Source organism: Gordonia sp. SMJS1, assembly GCF_029866425.1.
Classification (GTDB): Bacteria; Actinomycetota; Actinomycetes; order Mycobacteriales; family Mycobacteriaceae; genus Gordonia; species Gordonia hongkongensis.
The window spans coordinates 292305-312760 of sequence record NZ_CP123381.1; the positions used below are offsets into that span (position 1 = coordinate 292305).

Genomic DNA, 20456 nt, shown 5'->3' on the forward strand with positions numbered 1-20456 from the left:
GTGGCCGCTCGACGCAACGCCGCGGGCCGCACCCGGAAGGGTCCCGTCCGGCGGCTCGGCGCTTTCGCGCTGCTCCTCCTCGCGCTCGCGGTCATCGCGATCGTGCTCATCGTCGTGCTGGTCCTGGTGTGGCTGGCTCCGGGACCCGCGCCGATCGGCCCCGGCGGGCCGTCGACGACCCCGCCGTCGAAAGAACGGCCGGATGCACAGCCTGCGGACTGCCCGGACGTTCTGACCGTCGTCGTGCCCGGCACCTGGGAGTCGAGCGCCGACGACGATCCGTACGCGCCGTCGGCGAATCCGAACTCGTTGATGCTGCGCGTGTCGCGTGCCCTCTCGAATGACTTCGACTCGTCCCGCAGCGAGATCTACACCGTTCCCTACACGGCGCAGTTCCGGAATCCGACCAACCTCGCCGACCGGCAGGCCGATTACAACGTGTCACGCACGCAGGGATACAAGCGCGCGGCGGGCAAGATCATCTCCACCAACGAACGCTGCCCGCTGACGAGCTACGTGATCATGGGATTCAGTCAGGGTGCGGTCATCGCCGGCGATCTGGCCAGCAACATCGGCAACGGCCGGGGCGTGCTCGAGGACGGTGACCAGGATCTCGTGCTGGGCGTCGGGCTGATCGCCGACGGTCGGCGCCAACCGGGTGAGCAGAACGACATCGAGCCGAGCCCGAACGGCGTGGGCGCCGAGATCGCGCTCGGCGGCATGGGCAACCTCGTTCCCGGCATCTCCATGACCGGCCCGCGCACCGGCGGTTTCGGCGATCTCCGCGACCGGGTTCAATCCATCTGCGCCCCGGGCGATCTCATCTGTGACTCGCCGACGATCGTCAACCCGCTGGCGGCGGTGTCGAAGCTGGCGAACGCGGCGTCGAATCCCGTCCACGCGATGTACGCGACCACCCGCTACTGGGAGAACGACGGTCAGACCGCGACCCAGTGGATGTACGACTGGTCCAAGGATCTCATCGAGGACGCACCCCAGCCGAAGCACAACTGACCGGCAATCTGCCGGTCACGGCTGACCGGATGGAAGCGTCTCGGACGCGACTCACCCGACCGGGCGCATCGTCGAACTAACCGGCCGGTAACCTCTTGTCGCGGCTGCGGCCGATTCGTTTGGCGGCGCCGTCACGCTGCATTAACGTGTTGGGCTGGCCCGAGGAACACCGCAGTGCGCCGCAGACGCCGCACGCGACCTCACCAGCCGGCGATCACGATGAGAGGACAGCGATGACGCAACCCCCGAGCGATGCCGGTGCCACCTCGGCCGGATTGCGGAAGTTCCGCTTCGGCGCGGGTGGTGAGGGCAACAAGGACGAGGGCGGCGCCCGCAAGTTCGTCAAGCTCGCGCAGACCGCCGAGGAGTACGGTTACGACACCTTCGCGGTGCCCGACCACCTCGGCAACCAGGTCGGTCCGCTCGCGGCGCTCGGCGCGTTGACGCAGGCCACCAGCACGATCCGCCTCGCGACATCGGTGCTGGCCAACGGCTGGCGTCATCCCGCCCTCCTCGCCAAGGAGGCCAACACCATCGACGTCCTGAGCAAGGGACGACTCGAGCTGGGCATCGGCGCCGGGTGGATGAAAGAGGAGTTCGACAAGGCCGGGATCGAATTCGAGTCGCCCGGCGTCCGCATCCGTCGCCTCGACGAGGCGCTGACCGTCCTCGACGGCCTGATGCGCGGGGAGACGGTGAACTTCGACGGCGAGTTCTACCAGATCAAGGGCCTCGAGGGCAGTCCGCGGCCGCGGCAGGGACCGCGTCCGCCGATCGCCGTCGGCGGCGGCGGACCCAAGATGCTCGCCCTGGCCGCCAAGCACGCCGACATCATCTCCGTCGCGCCCGGCACCACCACCGACGGCAAGATGAAGCTGTCCGACATGACCATCGAGAAGACCGCCGAGCGTGTCGACCGGATCCGGCAGGTCGCCGGCGACCGGTTCGACGAGCTCGAACTGAACTGGACGATCGCTGTCATCGTCATCACCGACGATCGGGTCGCCACCGCCGAGATGGCGCTGAAGGCGCTCGAACAGGGCTATCCGCCCAACATCGCGCACGACACCGAGTTCACCGTCGACGACGTGCTGACCTCGCCGTACATCGCGATCGGGAGCTTCGACGAGATCGCCGACCAGATCCGGGAGGTGCGCCGCCGCACCACCATGTCCTACGTAGGGGTGTTCCCCACGCAGATGGATGCTTTTGCGCCCGTGCTGGCGCAATTGAAGGGGGAGTAGGATGGCCGACGGTCTCGCGAGTCAACAGCGAGGTGACGGGTCGGTGAACCCGGCGGCGCGCGTCGAAGGGCGACGCGCGCTCATGCGAAGCCGAGCATGACGAACGCGAGTTTTTTCGTTGGGTAACTGGACGTGCGCTACCGTATCCCGCGGTCGGCACAGGACGTGGACAGCAGGACTGCGTGGTGGTGTCGCCAAGACCTCGCCGGAGAACTGCGCCCGCGTGGGGGAGTCCACGAGGGGGCACAGGAGTAATGAATGCTGAGTACTGAACTCGAAGACTTTCTCGATGAGACCGGGAACATCTCTTTCACCGAGGAAGCGACCCTGGTCGACTACGTCGAGCAGAACGTCCGCGAACAGGCCGACACACTGGCCTACCGGTTCATCGACTACAGCCGCGAACGCGATGGCGAGCCCCAGGATCTGACGTGGGCGCAGTTCGGCAAGCGACTCCGTGCCGTCGCAGCACGTCTGCAGCAGGTCACCAAGCCGGGCGACCGCGTGGCGATCCTCGCGCCCCAGTCGCTGGAGTACGTGATCGGGTTCTTCGCGGCGCTCTACGCCAGCAACGTCGCCGTCCCGCTGTTCTCCCCGGACGAGCCCGGACACACCGACCGACTGCACGCGGTCCTCGACGACTGCAAGCCGACCGCGATCCTCACCTCGACGAAGTCCGCCGAGGCGGTGCGTGACTTCTTCGCGCCGCTGCCGGCCAAGGAGCGTCCGCGCGTCATCGCCGTCGACGCCGTCCCGGATTCGGTCGGGTCGAGCTGGGTGGCACCGGTCGCCGGTCAGGACCACAACAAGGACACCGTCGCCTACCTGCAGTACACCTCGGGTTCGACGCGCGTCCCGGCCGGTGTGGAGATCACCTATCAGGCGGTCGCCGCGAACGTGCTGCAGATCTCCGACACCATCGGCATCGATCGCAAGGCCCGCGGCGTCACCTGGCTGCCGATGTTCCACGACATGGGTCTGCTCACCGTGATCCTGCCCGCGCTCGGCGGCCGCTACATCACGATCATGAGCCCGCAGGCGTTCGTTCGCCGTCCCGGTCGCTGGATCAAGGAGCTCGCCGCCGCCGCCGACGGCGCGGAGACCTTCGCCGCGGCTCCCAACTTCGCCTTCGAGCACGCCGCCGCGCGCGGTCTGCCGAAGGAGGGCGAGGAGCTCGACCTCTCCAACGTCATCGGTCTGATCAACGGGTCGGAGCCGGTCACGGTCAGCTCGATGAAGAAGTTCAACGAGGCGTTCGCGCCGTACGGGCTGCCGAAGACGGCGATCAAGCCCTGTTACGGCATGGCCGAGGCCACGCTGTTCGTGTCCGCGACGCAGCGCGAGAACGAGGCGAAGGTCGTCTATGTCGACCGCGACGACCTCAACGCCGGCACTTTCACCCTCGTCGACTCCGACGCGCCCAACGCGGTCGCGCAGGTGTCGTGTGGTCAGGTCGCGGTGAGCCAGTGGGCCACCATCGTCGACACCGAGACGGCGACCGAACAGCCCGACGGCCATGTCGGGGAGATCTGGTTGCATGGTCTGAACATCGGCGCCGGCTACTGGAACAAGCCGGAGGAGACCGAGGAGACATTCCACAACAAGCTGGTCACCCCGCTCCCGGAGAACAGTCACGCCGAGGGTGCGCCCGCGGACGCGATCTGGATGCGCACCGGCGACTTCGGGGTCTGGCTCGACGGTGAGCTCTACATCACCGGGCGAGTCAAGGACCTGGTGATCGTCGACGGCCGCAACCACTACCCGCAGGACCTCGAGTACAGCGCGCAGGAAGCCAGCGACGCGCTGCGCCCCGGCTTCGTCGCCGCGTTCTCGGTGCCGGCCAATCAGTTGCCGGGCGAGGTGTTCGAGTTCGCCGGCAGCGGTTTGAAGCCCGACGCCGACGACGCGTCCGAGCAACTGGTCATCGTCGCCGAGCGCGGACCCGGCCGCAAGGCCGACCCGCAGGAGGTCGCCGACACCGTGCGTGCCGCGGTGGCCCAGCGTCATGGCGTGATGGTCCGCGACGTCCTGCTGGTTCCGGCCGGCTCGATCCCGCGCACGTCGTCGGGCAAGATCGCGCGGCGCGCGACCCGTGCGGCCTACATCGACGGCAGTCTCCGGGGCGGCTACAAGCAGACGGCGTTCCCGGACGCCGAGTAGCGAATCTGCGGACCCGGGCGGGGTGAGTGCGTCGAGTTGCCGCGCCCGGACACCCCGCGGGCTGATAATGCACCCGGCACCAGTTCAGGTGCCCCGAGATCAGTAGTCTGGAAGCGATGTCTGAACTGAATACCGACGAGGCCCGCAGTATCGATTCCGCCGCGGCCGGCACCGACGGCGAGACCGCCGGTGACCTCACTGTCGACCAGCTTCGTGATTGGCTGCGCGAGTGGGTGTCACAGGCGACCGGGCTCCCCGTCGAGCAGATCGCCGTCGACCGTCCCATGGAGGAGCTCGGTCTCTCGTCTCGCGACGCCGTGGCGCTCGCCGCCGACGTCGAGGACAAGACCGGGGTGATCCTCACCGCGACGGTCGTCTACAACCATCCGACGATCGCCACGCTCGCGCAGCGCATCATCGAGGGCGATCCCGACGAGGGCGCCGACGGCGATGCGGACACCTTCTGGCGGCGCGAGCGCACCGCGGACGACGACATCGCGATCGTCGGGCTCTCGACCCGGTTCCCGAAGTCGGGCACGACGCCCGAGTCGACGTGGGACGCGCTCATCGCCGGCGTCGACGGTGTCTCGGACCTGCCCGCGGATCGGTGGTCGGAGTTCCGGTCCGATCCCCGGCTCGTCGAGATCCTCGACGCGGCCAACACCAAGGGCGGTTATCTCGACGACGTCCGCACGTTCGACGCCGACTTCTTCCAGATGAGTCCGCGCGAGGTCGAGATGGTCGACCCGCAGCAGCGTCTCGCGCTCGAGCTGACCTGGGAGGCACTCGAGCACGCGCACATCCCGCCGAGCGATCTCAAGGGTGCGCCGGTCGGTGTGTTCATCGGCTCCTCCACGAACGACTACCAGCTGCTGGCGACCCTCGGCCTGAGTGAGGGCGCCGAGGACACCGCCGCGTATGCGCTGACCGGCACCTCCACCGCGATCGTCGCGAACCGGGTGTCCTACTTCTACGACTTCCGCGGGCCGTCGATCGCCCTCGACACAGCGTGCTCGTCGTCGCTGGTGGCCGTTCATCAGGCCGTCCGCAGCCTGCGGACCGGCGAATCCGACCTCGCGCTGGCCGGCGGCGTCAACATGATCATCAACCCGGCGGCCACCCTCGGTTTCGACAAGATCGGCGCCCAGGCGGCGGACGGACACGTGAAGGCGTTCTCCGCCGACGCGGACGGATTCATCCGCGCCGAGGGCGGCGGATTGTTCGTCCTGAAGCGACTGTCCGACGCGCGTCGTGACGGCGACGACGTCCTCGCGGTCATCGCGGGCTCGGCGGTCAACAGCGACGGTCGCTCGAACGGCCTGCCGGCCCCGAACCCCGAGGCGCAGGTCGACGTCCTGCGGGACGCCTATGCCGACGCCGCGATCGATCCGCGCACCGTCGACTACGTGGAGGCCCACGGCACCGGGACCATCCTCGGCGATCCGATCGAGGCCGACGCCCTGGGCCGCGTGGTCGGTCGCGGACGCCTCCCCGGCTCGCCGATGCTGCTCGGATCGGTCAAGACGAACTACGGCCACATGGAGTCGGCCGCGGGCGCGGGTGCTCTGGCCAAGGTCGTGCTCGCGATGCAGCACGGCACCATCCCGGCGTCGCTGAACTACAGCGGCCCCAACCCGTACATCCAGTTCGACGCCAACAATCTCAAGGTCATCCCGGAGGCCACCGAGTGGCCGCGCTATTCCGGTCATGCCGTCGCCGGTGTCTCCGGATTCGGTTTCGGCGGCACCAACGCGCACGTCGTCGTCCGCGAGGTGCGGCCCGAGGATCTCGCGCCGGCGTCCGCGCCCGCAGGCCATGCGGGCGCATCCGAGTTGCCGGCGTCGGCGTCGCTCGTCGACGAACCCGATCTCGACGACGACGTCTACCTGACCGAGGCCGAGCGTGCCGTGCTCGCCGCGCAGGCGAAGAACGTCGATCCGGTGATCGAAGAGACCGCGTCGGATCCGGCCGCCGGCTTCGCACCGTGCGCGGTCGAGGGTTCGGTTGTGCCGCTGGTCATCTCGGGCTTCCTGCCGTCGCGTCGGCGCAAGACCGCCGCGGACCTGCTCGAGTGGCTCGAGTCCGACGAGGGACGGTCGACGCCGCTCGCCGACATCGGCCGCGCGCTGGCACACCGCAACCACGGACGCTCGCGCGCCGTCGTCATGGCCCGTACGCACGACGACGCGATCACCGGCGTCCGTGCGGTGGCCGAGGGCAAGAGCAATCCGCTTGTCTACTCGTCGGATTCGCCCGATGCCGCGTCCGCGGTCTGGCTGCTCTCCGGATTCGGTTCGCAGCACCGCAAGATGGCCAAGCAGCTCTACACCGAGAACCCGATCTTCGCCAAGTACGTCGACCGGGTCGACGAGCTGGTGCAGAACGAGCTCGGGTACTCGATCGCGGAGATGTTCGTCGACGACGAGCAGACCTACGGCATCGAGCAGAGCCAGGTCGGCATCTACACGATCCAGGTCGCGCTCGCCGACACCCTGCGGCACCACGGCGCCGAACCCGGTGTGCTCGTGCCGCATTCGATGGGCGAGGCCTCGGCCGCGTACATCAGCGGCGGCCTCTCGCTGGAGGACGCGACCCGGGTGATCTGCCAGCGCTCGCGCCTGATGGGCGAGGGCGAGTCGATGCTCCAGGGCGACGACATCCGCCTGATGGCGCTCGTCGAGTACAGCGCCGAGGACATCACCGACGTCCTCACCGACTACCCCGACCTCGAGATCTGCGTCTACGCCGCTCCGACGCACACCGTCATCGGCGGACCGGAGTCGCAGGTCGACGCCATCGTCGAGCGTGCCGAGAAGGAGGGCAAGCTCGGACGCAAACTGGCTACCAAGGGTGCGAGTCACACCTCGCAGATGGACCCCCTGCTGGGTGAACTGGCCTACGAGCTCACCGGTATCACGCCGCTGCGGCCCACCACCGGGTTCTACAGCTCGGTCGACCGCGAGGTCTTCTACCGCGCCGGCCACGAGCCCGTCCACACGATCGACTACTTCACCAAGGGCCTGCGCCACAGCGTGTGGTTCAGCCAGGCGATCGCGAAGTCGGTGGAGAACGGCCACCGCACCTTCCTGGAGCTCTCGCCGAACCCGGCCGTCCTGATCTCCGTTGCCGCGGTGACCTTCTCGGCTGGGCTGCACGACGCCGAGCTCATCGAGACGCTGCGGCGTAAGGAGGACGAGAGCTACGGACTCGTCAACGCGCTGATGAAGCTCTACGTGCACGGACATCCGGTCGACGTCGCGTCGCTGTTCGGTCGCGGTGGTCACGCGGCCATTCCGCGTACCCGCTTCGAGCGCAAGGAGTTCTGGCTCACCGCGAAGATCTCCTCGGGCGGCTCGGCCGGCACGGTCCCGGGATCGCACGTGGCACTGCCCGACGGCCGTCACGCCTGGGAGGTCAACGCGGCCGCGGTCACCGATCCGCGTGAACTGGTGCGTGCCGCGGCGGCCCAGGTCCTGGCGAATGCGGCTGTCGGGGCGTCGGTCGCGCACAGCGCCATCCCGGCATCGGGAACCCTCACGACGACGCTGAGCCCGCATCCCGGCGGTGCGGCGGTGACCGTGCACGCCAAGGCGGACAAGAACTTTCAGCTGCTGTTCGAGGCGGCGGTGACCGGTGACCTCGACGACACCGCAGGTGAGGTCACGGCCGCGCCGGCAGCTCCGGCACGGTCCGGTGCCGAGGTGTTCGCCGATGACACGGTGGTCGTCGAGGACGACGTCGTCGACGACATCGGCAACCGATGGAGTCCCGAATCCGGTGAGACGGTGGGTGATCGGCTCGCGATCATCGTCGGCGAGTCCATGGGCTACGACCCCGAGGACCTGCCGCGCGAGATCCCGCTGATCGAGCTCGGTCTCGACTCGCTGATGGCGGTGCGGATCAAGAACCGCGTCGAGTACGAGTTCGACATCCCGCAGCTGCAACTGCAGGCGATGCGCCAGGCGAACCTCGCCGACGTCGAGAAGTTCGTCGACTTCGCGGTGACGCATCGCGATCAGCTTGACGATCTCGCCCAGAATGCCGCCGGCGGTGGCGAACTCGACACCGCGGCGCTCAATGCCTACATCGACGAGCAGAACGCCGGCGGTGGTGAGTCGGCAGCCTCCGCACCGGCCGGTCAGTCCGACGAGCCCGGCGAGCAGTCGCCGGAGCCGAAGCGGCACATCGCCGAGGATCTGGCCGACGTCGAGCAGGCGGTCGCGAACTCGCCCGAACCGGAGGTGTCGTCACGCGAGGAGGCGGTCGAGGAGTCGGCCGCTCCCGCGGCAACCCCGAAGCCGGCCACCGACATCACCTCGCAGCGGGCCGTCGCCGAGGCGGCCGGCTCGGACGTGCCGCCGCGGGATGCCGCCGAGCGCTTGACCTTCGGCACGTACGCGGTGGTCACCAAGGTCTCGGCCGGCGGCATCTTCAACAAGCTGCCGGTGCTGTCGGAGGACGTGGCCCAGCAGCTCACCGATCGCCTCAACGAGCGCACCGGCGGGGATCTCGACGTCGAGGACATCCTCGACTCGGAGACGATCGAGGAGATGTCGAACTACGTGCGCGAGCATCTCGATGCCGGCGCGTCGACCGACGGGTTCCTGCGCTACCTGCGCCTCGTCCCGGACGGCAAGAAGGTCTATGACCCGTCCGCCGGCGATCCGACGCCGATCCTGCTGTTCCATCCCGCGGGCGGGAACACCTCCGCCTACGAGGCGCTGCTGAAGCGTCTGCCGGCGGACCGGCCCGTCATCGGCTTCGACCGTGGAGTCGAGGGATCGATCGAAGACCGTGTGCGCGAATACCTTCCGCGCCTGCGTGAGCTGCAGCCGAACGGCCCGTACGTGCTGGTCGGCTGGTCCTTCGGCGGTGCGCTCGCCTATGGCGTCGCGCAACTCCTGCGTGAGGCCGGGGCAGAAGTTGCCTTCGTGGGCCTCATCGACGTGGTGCGCCCCCGCGCGGACATGACGGAGACGCCGGACAGCAAGCGGGCGCGGCTCGAGCGCTGGAAGGAGTTCGCGATCCGCAACTACGACCTCGACCCCGATGTTCCGATCCCGATGGATCGGCTCGTCGAGGCCGACGACGAGGGGCAGTTCGCGATCATCATGGAGATGATGTCGATGTCGGGCACCAAGATCCCCGGCGGCATCATCGAACACCAGCGGACCTCGTTCATCGAGAACCGCGTGCTGAGCAGCATCGCGCCGGAACCCTACGACGGCAAGGTCGTGCTGTACCGGGCCGACAAGATGCACGCCGGCGCCGTCGAACTCGAACCGCAGTGGGCCGAGATCGACGAAGACGGCCGCTGGGGTGAGGTCGTCGACGACCTGGAGATCATCCACGTCGGCGGTGACCACCTCTCGATCGTCGACGAGCCGTACATCGCCAAGATCGGCAACGACCTGGCCGCGCGGGTCGGACGGCTCGATGAGCAGTAGCGGCACGGCTGCTCATTGTCAATCAGTGGTCGCGTAGAAAGTGAGACACCGTGGCTGACACCACCGCAGGCAAGCTCGCCGACCTCCGTCAGAAGTTGGAGGCCGCTCGCGAGCCGGGAGGCGAGAAGGCGCTCGCGAAACGCGCGGCGAAGGGGATCTGTTCTCCGCGTGAGCGTCTGAGCATGCTCTTCGATCCCGGGACCTTCGTCGAGATCGGTGCGCTGGCGAAGATGCCGGGTGCGGCCGAGAGTGGTTACGGCGACGGCGTGGTCACCGGACACGGGCTGGTGCACGGGCGTCCGGTGGCGGCGTTCTCCCACGACCAGTCGGTCTTCGGCGGAACCGTCGGTGAGATGTTCGGCCGCAAGGTCGCCTCGCTGATGGAGTGGGCGGGCAAGATCGGCTGCCCGATGGTCGGTATCAACGACTCGGCCGGCGCGCGGATCCAGGACGCCGTCACCTCACTCGCGTGGTACGCCGAGATGGGTCGCCGCAACGATCTGCTCTCCGGTCTCGCGCCGCAGATCTCGGTGATCCTGGGCAAGTGCGCCGGCGGCGCGGTCTACACCCCGGCCAACACCGACATCCTGGTGGCCGTCGAGGACAAGTCGTACATGTTCGTGACCGGACCCGATGTGCTGAAACAGGTGAACGGCGAGGAGATCTCGGCCGAGGACCTCGGCAGCGCGCACAATCAGGCGCGGTGGGGCAACATCCATCACGTCGCCCCCGACGAGAAGTCCGCGTTCGACTGGGTCCGTGAGTACCTGCAGTACATGCCGTCGAGTGCCTACGAGCGGCCGCCCGTCGTCAACCCGGGTCTCGAGCCGGAGATCACCGAGTCCGATCTGTCGCTCAACGACTTCATGCCCGACAACGACAACGCCGGGTACGACATGCACGACATCATCATCAAGCTGTTCGACGACGGCGCCTTCCACGAGGTGGGAGAGTTGTTCGCGCCCAACATCATCACCGGGTACGCACGGGTCGACGGCCGGTCGGTGGGTGTGGTCGCCAATCAGCCGAGCGTGATGTCGGGTGTGCTCGACACCGACTCGTCGGAGAAGGCAACGCGTTTCGTGCGCATCTGCAACGCCTTCAGCATCCCGTTGGTGTTCCTGGTGGACACCCCGGGCATCCTCCCGGGTCTCGCGGAGGAGCAGAAGGGCACCATCCGACGCTCCGGCCGCTTCCTGTACGCCTACGTCGAAGCCGATGTCCCCAAGGTGACCGTCGTGCTGCGCAAGGCCTACGGCGGCGCCTACGCGGTGATGGGCAGCAAGCACCTCGGTGCCGACGTCAACTTCGCCTGGCCCACCGCGAAGATCGCGGTCATGGGCGCCGAGTCGGCTGCCGCGGTGCTGACCCGACGTCAGACCGAAGGTCTCTCGGCCGCCGAGGCGGACAAGATCCGCCGCGAGTTCATCGACTTCTACAACACGATGATGGCCACTCCTTACCTCGCCGCCGAGCGTGGCTACGTCGACGCGGTCATCGAACCCGCCGAGACCCGGTTGCAGCTCCGGAAGGCGTTGGCGCAGTTGCGCGACAAGGAGGTCCTCAAGACCCCGCGCAAGCACTTCCTGATGCCGATCTAGCGGAGGACACCCCTCGCACCTGCCGGTCGCCCGCGAGCTCGCTCCTCAGTATGCGCGGCCTGGCGGCCGTCGTGGACAACGAAAGAACCACTGCTCCCTGAGGAGGCCGGAGCTTGCGGAGGCCGTCACGAAGGGTCCTGGTGACACGGGTCGCGAAGACCCTTCGTGACGCGCCCTCCGCAAGCTCCGGGCGCTCCTCAGCCTGAATCCGTGGAAGGGGTTCAGGTGGGGTGGGGTTGGGGCGCGTGATCGCCTGATTGTGTTGTGGGCGTGTGGTATTCGCTGACCTGTGTCAGCCTTTTCACTGGGGTTCCTTGGTGGTGGGTGGGCGGGTGTGGTTGGTAGGTCAGGTGGTGTTCACCGCGGCCCACAGCGCGGTGAACGCGTGTTGGGTGGGCCAGTGGCGGGGTAGGTGCAGGACCGGTGTTCGTGCTGGTCGCGCTAGTCGGGCGGGTATCGCGATGAGGGTGCGGCGCAGCGTAGCGCCCCGCGCGGCACGCAGTGCCGGTGCTGCGGTGAGTGCGGCGAGGGTACGCATCAGGTTGTGGCTGATCGCGGTCAGCGCCAGCCAGGCGGCGTTAGCACCGAACCGTCCGGAGGGCAGATGCGCCAGCGGTCCGTCGATGAGGTCGGCGAACACGGTTTCGATGATGGCGTGGCGGCGGTGAGTGAGGTCGGCGGTGACGGTGTCGTCGGTGGTGTTGGTGAAAAACGAGTGGTACCGCCACGCAGGCATCAACGTGTCGGTGCCGGCGGGGTGGTGGGCTTTGACCCGACGCACGATCAGTCGCGCGGTGACCGGCTGGGCGGAGTCCGGTTGCACGGTGTAGGAGGTCTCGGCGACTTCGGCATCAGAGATCAGTTCGCCGGTGACGGGGTCGGTGACCGCACCGGGATAGTGCACCGGCGTCCACGCGTCGTCTCCGATCGCGGTGATGGCGCGGGTGATCGCCGTGTTGGTCCGCAGGACCAGCGAGAACGTCGCTCCGAGGCGTTGACAGGTACGCATCACCGCAGCGGTGCCATACGCCGAATCGCCACGGACGGTGATCTCCCCGCTCGCTCCGCAACGGCGTGCGGTGGTCAGGGTTTCAGCGATCATTCTCGCTGCCCCGCTCCCGGAAGCGGTGCGGCCGGCGCGTAGCCAGGCGTTGCCGATCACCGGTGGATGCCCGGATGCGGACAGGGTGGCGATCAGCGGGGACAACCCTTTGCGCAGGAGTTCACGCCCAGCGATCTTGGCGTGCCCATAGGAGGCTCCGGCCTTGTAGTAGCCGTACACCGGGCGCAGCAGCGAGTCAATATCGACAAACACCCGGGACCCGTCGGTGGGCAGCAGACCCGCCGTGGCGCACATCGCCGGCAATGTCCGGGTCATCACCGCGTTGAGCGCTCGGGCGTGCCCGGGGGTGAACTCGCGCAGCATTTGCCCGATCGTGGCCGGGGCGTACACGCGGTCGAACAGGCGGGTGTGCCCACCAGTGCGGACCATCCCGAGGTCGTCGATACTGTCAGCGCCGCAACACAATCCGGCGATCACGGTCAACAGTTTCGCCTCGAGGTTGGCCCCGGCGGAGGCGACCTGGGTGGTACCGAGATCGACCCGGTCGCCCAGCGATGCGGCCAACCCGGTCGACTCGGCCACTCTCATGACCGGTACCAGCCCGGCGTGCGACACCAGGTTATCGTCGTCGAAGACCGCGGACTCGGCGGAGAACGTGTGCGATACTTTCACTGAAAGTGCCTTCTGAGCTGGAATGTTTTGTGTCTCAACACCACCAATCATTCCAGCTCAGAGGGCATTTTCACGTTATCGACACCCCGCACCCGTCCACGGATCCAGGCTCAGGGAGCAGGAGTAGACGCGCCCTCCGCAAGGTCCGGGCGCTCCTCAGGGAGCAGAGGGCGTGGTAGTGCGCGGGTAGCAGGACTGCCTAGTTCTTCACCGCCCGCATCGGTCCCGGTGTCCAGAGTCCGTGGTGGGTGTCGGTGGTGATGGTCAACTCGGCGTCGGTCTGCGGGAGGATCGGGGTGAGGCTCTGGAGCATGCCCCAGTCCTTGGCCCAGTCGTTGCGCAGGTACGACGGGTACACGCGCGGCCGCAACTCGTTCTCGATGATGCCGAGCGGGCCGCCGGAGTCGCCGGCCATCCAGCGCTGCGAGTTGACCCGTTCGCCTTCGCGGTCCGGCGAGATCCGCCACTCCGGTGTCTCCAGGACCCCGTACTTCACCTGGGCGGGACGCTGGCACGGGAAGGCGAGACCGGCCTCCCAGTCGATGAGCACCGGATCCTCGCTGCCCACCAGCGAATTCAGCGTCACCATCGACGAGACGCGCGGCGGGGTGACGGCCAGCCACTGGTCGCGCAGCGTCGAGGTGTCCTCGGCGAGAACGCGGACCACCGTCGCGCCCGGGGGCGCCTGGTCCATCGGGAAGCGCAGGTTGCGCCACTCGGGGGCACCACCGATGTCGAGCGGCACCATCTGACCGGCCGGTGCCACCGTGCCGTCCGGCGCGACGCGGCCGAACTGCAGTCGCACTCGCTGTCCGGGCCGGGTGACGGCGAGGTCGTCGATGTACTCGACCTGCCCCGCCACCGACATCGTGACGAGCGGCTGCTCGCCGGAGGGGTTCTCCGGCAACTGATACCAGTCGGACGTGAGGCGACCGGTGCCGCTGGGGGAGTTGTAGGTTCCGAGGACCGGGGTCTGGCTCGGTGACAGACCGAACGGCAGCTTCACGGTCGACCCGTTGACGCCGGCCTGGGCGGTCTGCCCACCGCTGGTGTCGCTGGAACCTGTCGTGGTGTCGGTCTCGGCGCTGGTTCCGTCCTCGGTCGGATCGGACTGGGTGCGGTCGACTTCCGCGGTCGAGGTGCCCGACGAGGACTCCTCGGCTTCCTCTTCGGTCTCCTCGGACAGGTCCGACGCCACTCCGTTGGGGTCGAACCCTTCCATCCCGGTTCCGGCCAGCGCGGCGCCCGGCGACGGGTTGTCCTGTCCCGCCACTCGCGCGGGTGACAGCAGTCCGGCGTTCGGATCGTCCTCCACCAGTACGGCATCGGCGAGTGCGCACGGCTGTCCTTGGAGCGCGTTGACGTTCGAGCTCAGCCACGACCACGAATTGCGCTGCGTCCAGTCCGCTTTCGCGAATGACACCAGGGTGAACAGCAACATGATGGTCGACACGACGATGATCGACGGGCTGCGGAGTCGGGCGAACACCGACCGCGACGTTCCGGTCCGGACGGCGTCGTCGACGTAGTCGTCGCGGAAGTGTTGCCACAGACCGAGGGCGGTCAGCGCCACCGCAACCGCGAGGATTCCGGTCCAGAGCGGGATGCCCCGGACATCGGGAACCGCGTCCCGCCAGGGGATTCCGTAGCTGCCGACGTACCACCACTGGTTGCGTCCGGAGAATGCGAGCGCCAGAACATATGCGCAGGCGGCGGCGAACAGGGTCCGGTTGCGGCGACGACGCATGATCGTGCGATCGGCGCAGGCGGTTGCCACCGCGGCGAGCGCGCCGCCGATCGCGGCGTACACGCCGAGCTGGTGGGTCCACTTGGTCGGCAGGAATGCCATCAGCACGGCCGAGCCGGCGACCATGGCGACCAGACGCCACGTGGGTGCGGTGGCGATGCCGGGCAGGCGGCGCCGGTTGAGCAGCATCACCACGACCAGGACGAAGCAGGTGAACACGATGAGAATGCCGAAACGCCGGGCGATTCCGCCATCGGCGGTCGGATTCATCAGCATGTAGTAGCGCATCGGCTCTTCCCACCACTTGTTGGTGGGGCCGACCTGTCCGTTGACCGACACCGCTTCCAGGATCGGTGCCAGCGGCTGGTCGGCGAAGATCTCGAACATCACCGCGAGCCCGGCGGCGAGAATCGGGAGAAGCAACGGCCACAGACCGTCGCGCTTGCGGCGCACCGCGAGACGTTTGATGAGCGGCCGGATGCCGGCGATCAGGGCGATCGAGGCGATGACGCCGGTGGGATGGATGGTGAGGGTGAACGCCGCGGAGATGATGCCGATCGTCAGCGGGAAGAACCGGCCGGTGGCGATCGCGCGCTCGACGCACACCCAGGTGAAGATGGTGCCCAGCGCGATGAGCGGCTCGACGCGCAGTCCGTTGTTGTACGGCATCCACACCGCCAGGAAGACCAGGGCGGCAGCCCAGATCGCCGGCGTCGACTCGCGGACGGCCCGCCCGAGACGGGGGATCGCCGCCCGGCTGATCAACCACCACGACGCCATCGCGAACAGGAACGGCAACAATCGCAACCACGGCGTCGCGGTGCTGATCTCCATCCACGCCGACAGGTAGTGGTAGTGCCAGCCGAACGGATCCTGCGGGACACCGAAGTAGCGGTAGTAGTTGTCGAGATAACCGGCCTCGCCGGCGATCCGGCCGACCGTCACCTGGTATCCGTCGTCGGCGGTGTTGCCGCCGACGAACAACCAGATCAGCAGCACCAGGGTGACGACTCCGTCGACCGGGCGTACGCGCCACCAGCCCGCCGGGAAGATCTTGTGATGGCCGCGCGCGTCGCGGGCGTCGAGGACCGCCAGCGCGGCAAGGGAGAGGATCGTCGACGCGATGCCGAGGACCAGCAGCCAGAACTTGAGTGTCGTGGGCGTGGAGACGAACCGGGTGTCGATGGTCGACCGGAAGGAGAGTCCGTCGGTGCTGACGTCGGCCGGAAGGCTCGAGTACACACCGATGATCTGCGGCCGGGCGTTGGGATCCCGCAGATCGAAGGACCGGACAGCGCCGGCCTCGTCGTCATTCGGCGCGCTCGCGCCGCTCCCGGCGCCGGCGGCGTTCTCCGGCAGGCCCTGGATCGACCCCCGCGTGCCCTCGGTGTCGGATTCGACGACGATCCGGCAGTCCGGCGCCGACTGTGCGGCCGCGCGAGGAGTGTTGAGCAGCACGACGTTTCGTTGCACGACCTGGAGCGAGTCGGCGGTGGCCCGGACGAAGAGGCCGACCTTGCCTGCCTCCGCGCCGCCTTCGGGCACCGTCGACAACAGCACTCCGCCGGACGAGGGCAAGGATGCGCCGAGTGCGCACGGAACCGTGACGTCCATCGAGACCGGGACGAACGACACGTTCGGTGCGGCGACGTTCGCCACCGAACCCTGTTGCGGCCAGGTCAGTTCGGCCTTGGTGTAGTCGACCGGCAGGAACGGGCTGAGCAGTGCGAGCAGGATGCCCACGATGCCCGCGGTGATCGCGACGATACGCGCGGTGCCGGCGTGGCGTTCGGCGAAGCCCGGGCGGCGGTCGCTCACGAATGGCGCGGTGTCGGCGGGACTTCGGGAAGAAGTGTCGGTGTCTGCCACGTCTGCCTGGTTCTCTCCGGGGTGCCGCGTCGCCGGTTCGGCGTGCGAGTGGTCGGGGTCAGTCATCTTCGGGCACCACCCTGATCGGGCCGGGGCGCGACCATCCCCAGGTGGTCGACGTTCCCGTCTGCACGTCCGCGGGTCGCGCCTGCGGCACCAGCGGGGTCAGGCGCTGCAGGTTGCCCCACTCGCGGTACCAGTCGTCGTCGAGGTAGGTGGCGAGGGTCGACGGCCGCGTGAGCGCCTCCACCGGCGCCAGCAGGCCGCCGTCCTCGGTGGCCATCCAGGTCTTGGACTGCGAGTTGGCGATCCACGACTCGGGCAGGATGCGCCACTGCGGGAGGTCGAAGACGCCGTGGTGGGCGGTCATCGGACGCTGGCACGGGAACACCGCGCCGGCGGCGAAGTCGATGAGCACGGGGTCGGTGGAGCCGACGACGGTCTGCAGGGTCTGCAGCACCGGGGCCCGCGGCGGGGTGATCGCGAGCCACTGGTCCGGGTCGAGGTTGTTGTCCCGGGCGACGATTCGCATCACGGTCGCGTCAGCGGGAACGCGGTCCATCGGGATGCGCAGGTTTCGCCACGGGCGGTTGGTCCGCTCGGGGTCGATCGGGATCGCGGGCGCGCCGACCTCCTCGAACTGTCCGTTGGCAGGAACATTCGGCCCGCTCGCTTCGCTCCCGGCGCCGGCTTCGGGCTCCCTACCGAACTGAACCTCCAACGCCTGCCCGAAGTTCGGGACGCCGTCCCGGTCGAGCGTGAAGACCGCGCCGGCGGCGGTGATGACGATCAGCGGTGAGGAGTCGCGGGCGGGCAGGCGATACCAACCGGTGGTCAGAGTGGCCTGGCCGCTGTTGGTCTCGTGGCTGCCCAGCACGGGTGTGGTCGCCGGATCGAGGCCGAATGGCAGTGCCGCGGTGCTGCCGTTGACGCCGCGAGGCCCGACGCCGCCGGTGGTTCCCGGGTTGCTGCCGTAGACGATGAATGTCTTCGACAGGTCCGCGGAGGTGTTCATCGCGCCGGGTTTCTGGGCGCCGGCCTGCGGTGTGAGGTCCGGCTTCACCCCGTCGGGACGGAATCCCTGGGACTGACCCTGCAGCGTCGACGACGCCGTGCCGCCGTCCGCCGGCGTCAGCATGCCGCGATTGGGATCGGGTTCGACGAGCACGGAATCGGCCATCGCGCAGGTGTTTCCGCGCGCGGAGTCGAGATTGGCGGACAGCAACGTGAAGGTGTCCGCGCGGCTGGTCGCGGCCTTCGCGAACACCGCGAGTTCACTGACGACGATGAGGACGGCGATCACCGCTATCGGTGCGGACGCGACCCCGATGCGCCAGCCGGCGGGCGCGGCACCGCGGTCATGGGCGAGGCCGGTCTCGTCGACGAAGTCCATCCGGAGGTGTTGCCAGATGGCGAACAGCAATGCCACCACCGCGAGCGCGAGGAGCACGGTCGACACCTGGATCCCGGCGACGACAGGTGCCTTGTCGAACCAGGCGATGCCGAAGTTGTAGGGCCACGGCCAGGCGTTCTTGCCCGCCGCCGCGGCCGCGCACGCCACCAGCAGCCCGGCGACCAGGATCGACAGGTTGCGGAGCGTGCGGCGCGCCGCCTGCCCGATCGCCACGCAGGCGACGGCGGCCAGCGCCGCGCCGAGGCCGGCGAAGATGCCGAACTGGATGGTCCACTTCGTCGGCGTGAACGACAGGAACAGGATCGTCAGCAGGGAGGCGCCCAGTGCCCGCCACACCGCGCCCGGATCGAGGCCGTCGATCCGCTTGCGGCGCAACATGATCGCCAGGACGACGAACATGGACACGGCGAACAGGAGCACCGGGATGCGGCGGGCCAGGGCGCCGTCGGTGGTGTTCACCGCGAGGAAGTAGTAGCGCAGGAGTTCCTGATACCACGCCAGCGTCGGACCGACCGAGTAACGGATCCGCAGGGCCTCGAAGACGGTCGCCAGGGTCTGGTCGCGGAAGACGATGATGACGACCAGCGCCACACCCGCGAGAAGGGGGGCGAGCAGCGGCAGGAGCCCGTCTTCGGCGCGGCGTCGGACCAGGATGCGGAGCATGGGCCGGGCGCTCGCGATGAGCAGGGCGAGCGCGACGAGACCATGCGGGGCCAGGGCGAGCGTCAGCGCCGCGGTGAATGCGGCGATGACGGCCGGCAGCATTCGTCGCGTCGAGACCGTGACCTCCACCGCCCACCAGGTCGCCAGGGTGCCGAGGACGATGATTCCCTCGCTGCGCAGCCCCGAACACATCGGGAGCCAGAACGCGAGGAAGACCGCCGCGCCGGTGAGCATCGCCCACTGTGACCGCCGCACGGCGCCACCCAGGCGGGGCAGGAGAACTCGGCTGAGGATGAACCAGGCGGCCAGGCCCGCGAAAAGCGACGGGAGCCGCATCCACAGGCCGGTCGTCGAGATGGTCGACCAGTACGCCAGGAAGTTGTAGTACCAGTCGAACGGCGCTTCGGGGATGCCGTAGAAACGGTAGTAGTTCGCGAGGTATCCGGCGTCGGCGGCGTTGCGCCCCATGTTGAGGATGTAACCGTCGTCGGGTGACCCCGCCCCGAGGAAGTGCCAGACCACCAGCGTCACCGTCACGCCGATGTCGGTGGGGCCGGGCCGCAGGACCCGGCGCCACCGGAGGCGCCGGCCGACTCGTCGGTGATAGCCGTGGATGCGGTCGAGGCGTCCGACGGCCACGAGCGCGACGATCGCGGCTCCGACACCGACGACCATCACCACCCACTTGAGGATCGACGGCGACGAGTCGAAGCGATCGTCGATCTCGAGGCGGACGTCGACACCCGGGGCGGCCCGGAGCTGTTCGGGCGTGAGGTCGGTGAAGATGCCGGCGATCTGCGGGTTCGACGCCGGTTCGGCGAGGCCGACGGCGCCGCCGCCCGCGATCGCCGGTCCCGGGGGCAGGCCGACGAACTGCGCGCCGGTCGTCGTGGCGTCGGAGAAGATGCGGAGTTCGGTACAACCGGCCAGCGCGTCCCGCGGCACCGAGGCGAGCGTCTTGTTGCGGTTGGTAACAGATACGCCGTTCGCGTCGGCGACGACGAACAGCCCGTTGTCCCGCGCCTTCGCCGCGGCCGCGGGCATCGTCGACAGCACGACGGTCGACGTGTCGGCGGGGGTCGTCGACAGCATGCGACACGGGATCGAGATGTCGACGCTCCGGGCGGTCTGCGCCACGAGCGGAGCCGTGACCGATGCCGAAGTGTCGGTCTGTTGTGGCCACGTGATCGACGCCGTCGAGGTGCTGACGGGCAGGAACGGGGTCAGGATGCCGGCGACGACGGCGATGAGCCCGGCGACCGCGGCGACGAGCGCGACGGTGCGGGACTGCGGTGCGCCGGACGCACGCTGGGCAGCAGCTCCAACGGTGGTGTCGGCGTTGCCAGCGGACACTTCAGGCGACTTCGGCACAGGCGCATCGTAGTCAGCCATGCTGTGACAAACCCAAATCCCCTGACCGGATAGCTCGATGTGGCTTGGGTGGCTTCGACACGGCTCCTCGCTGCGCTCGTCACCTGCTCAACCAGCGGGAGAGGCGAGGCCGCCGGATCCCCTCCTGCTGGCCGAGCAGCGTCGTCCGAGCGCAGCGAGGCAGCCGGCTC

8 protein-coding genes are annotated in these 20456 nt (G+C 68.4%); 5 read left to right on the plus strand and 3 right to left on the minus strand.

What is annotated here, in order from left to right:
- From QAD21_RS01365 to QAD21_RS01385, 5 genes are all read left to right on the plus strand, one after another.
- The gene (locus QAD21_RS01365) at positions 1-1014 is read left to right on the plus strand and encodes a cutinase family protein (RefSeq protein ID WP_058250936.1); all 1014 of its coding nucleotides are present in this window, start codon (positions 1-3) and stop codon (positions 1012-1014) included.
- A 233-nt stretch (positions 1015-1247) separates the two neighbouring features.
- On the plus strand, positions 1248-2258 hold the full coding sequence (locus tag QAD21_RS01370; protein WP_165629200.1) for an LLM class F420-dependent oxidoreductase: 1011 nt from the start codon (positions 1248-1250) through the stop codon (positions 2256-2258).
- Positions 2259-2516: 258 nt separating this feature from the next.
- The gene (gene fadD32, locus QAD21_RS01375) at positions 2517-4418 is read left to right on the plus strand and encodes a long-chain-fatty-acid--AMP ligase FadD32 (RefSeq protein WP_280360405.1); all 1902 of its coding nucleotides are present in this window, start codon (positions 2517-2519) and stop codon (positions 4416-4418) included.
- A 116-nt stretch (positions 4419-4534) separates the two neighbouring features.
- Positions 4535-9865: a polyketide synthase Pks13 gene (gene pks13, locus QAD21_RS01380; RefSeq protein WP_280360406.1), complete on the plus strand. Its 5331-nt coding sequence runs from the start codon at positions 4535-4537 to the stop codon at positions 9863-9865.
- A 50-nt stretch (positions 9866-9915) separates the two neighbouring features.
- The gene (locus QAD21_RS01385; protein ID WP_058250940.1) at positions 9916-11466 is read left to right on the plus strand and encodes an acyl-CoA carboxylase subunit beta; all 1551 of its coding nucleotides are present in this window, start codon (positions 9916-9918) and stop codon (positions 11464-11466) included.
- A gap of 346 nt (positions 11467-11812) precedes the next feature.
- On the opposite strand, the gene QAD21_RS01390 is transcribed toward QAD21_RS01385, so the two are convergent.
- The 3 genes from QAD21_RS01390 to QAD21_RS01400 form a co-directional block, all read right to left on the minus strand.
- The gene (locus QAD21_RS01390) at positions 11813-13201 is read right to left on the minus strand and encodes an IS1380 family transposase (protein WP_205333600.1); all 1389 of its coding nucleotides are present in this window, start codon (positions 13199-13201) and stop codon (positions 11813-11815) included.
- A gap of 199 nt (positions 13202-13400) precedes the next feature.
- Complete coding sequence (locus QAD21_RS01395) at positions 13401-16883, minus strand: arabinosyltransferase domain-containing protein (RefSeq protein ID WP_277244294.1); 3483 nt, start codon at positions 16881-16883, stop codon at positions 13401-13403.
- Positions 16876-20286 (minus strand): arabinosyltransferase domain-containing protein, encoded by a 3411-nt coding sequence (locus QAD21_RS01400; RefSeq protein WP_277244295.1) that lies wholly within the window; start codon positions 20284-20286, stop codon positions 16876-16878. The genes QAD21_RS01395 and QAD21_RS01400 overlap by 8 nt, the downstream gene beginning before the upstream one ends.
- Positions 20287-20456 lie beyond the last annotated feature (170 nt).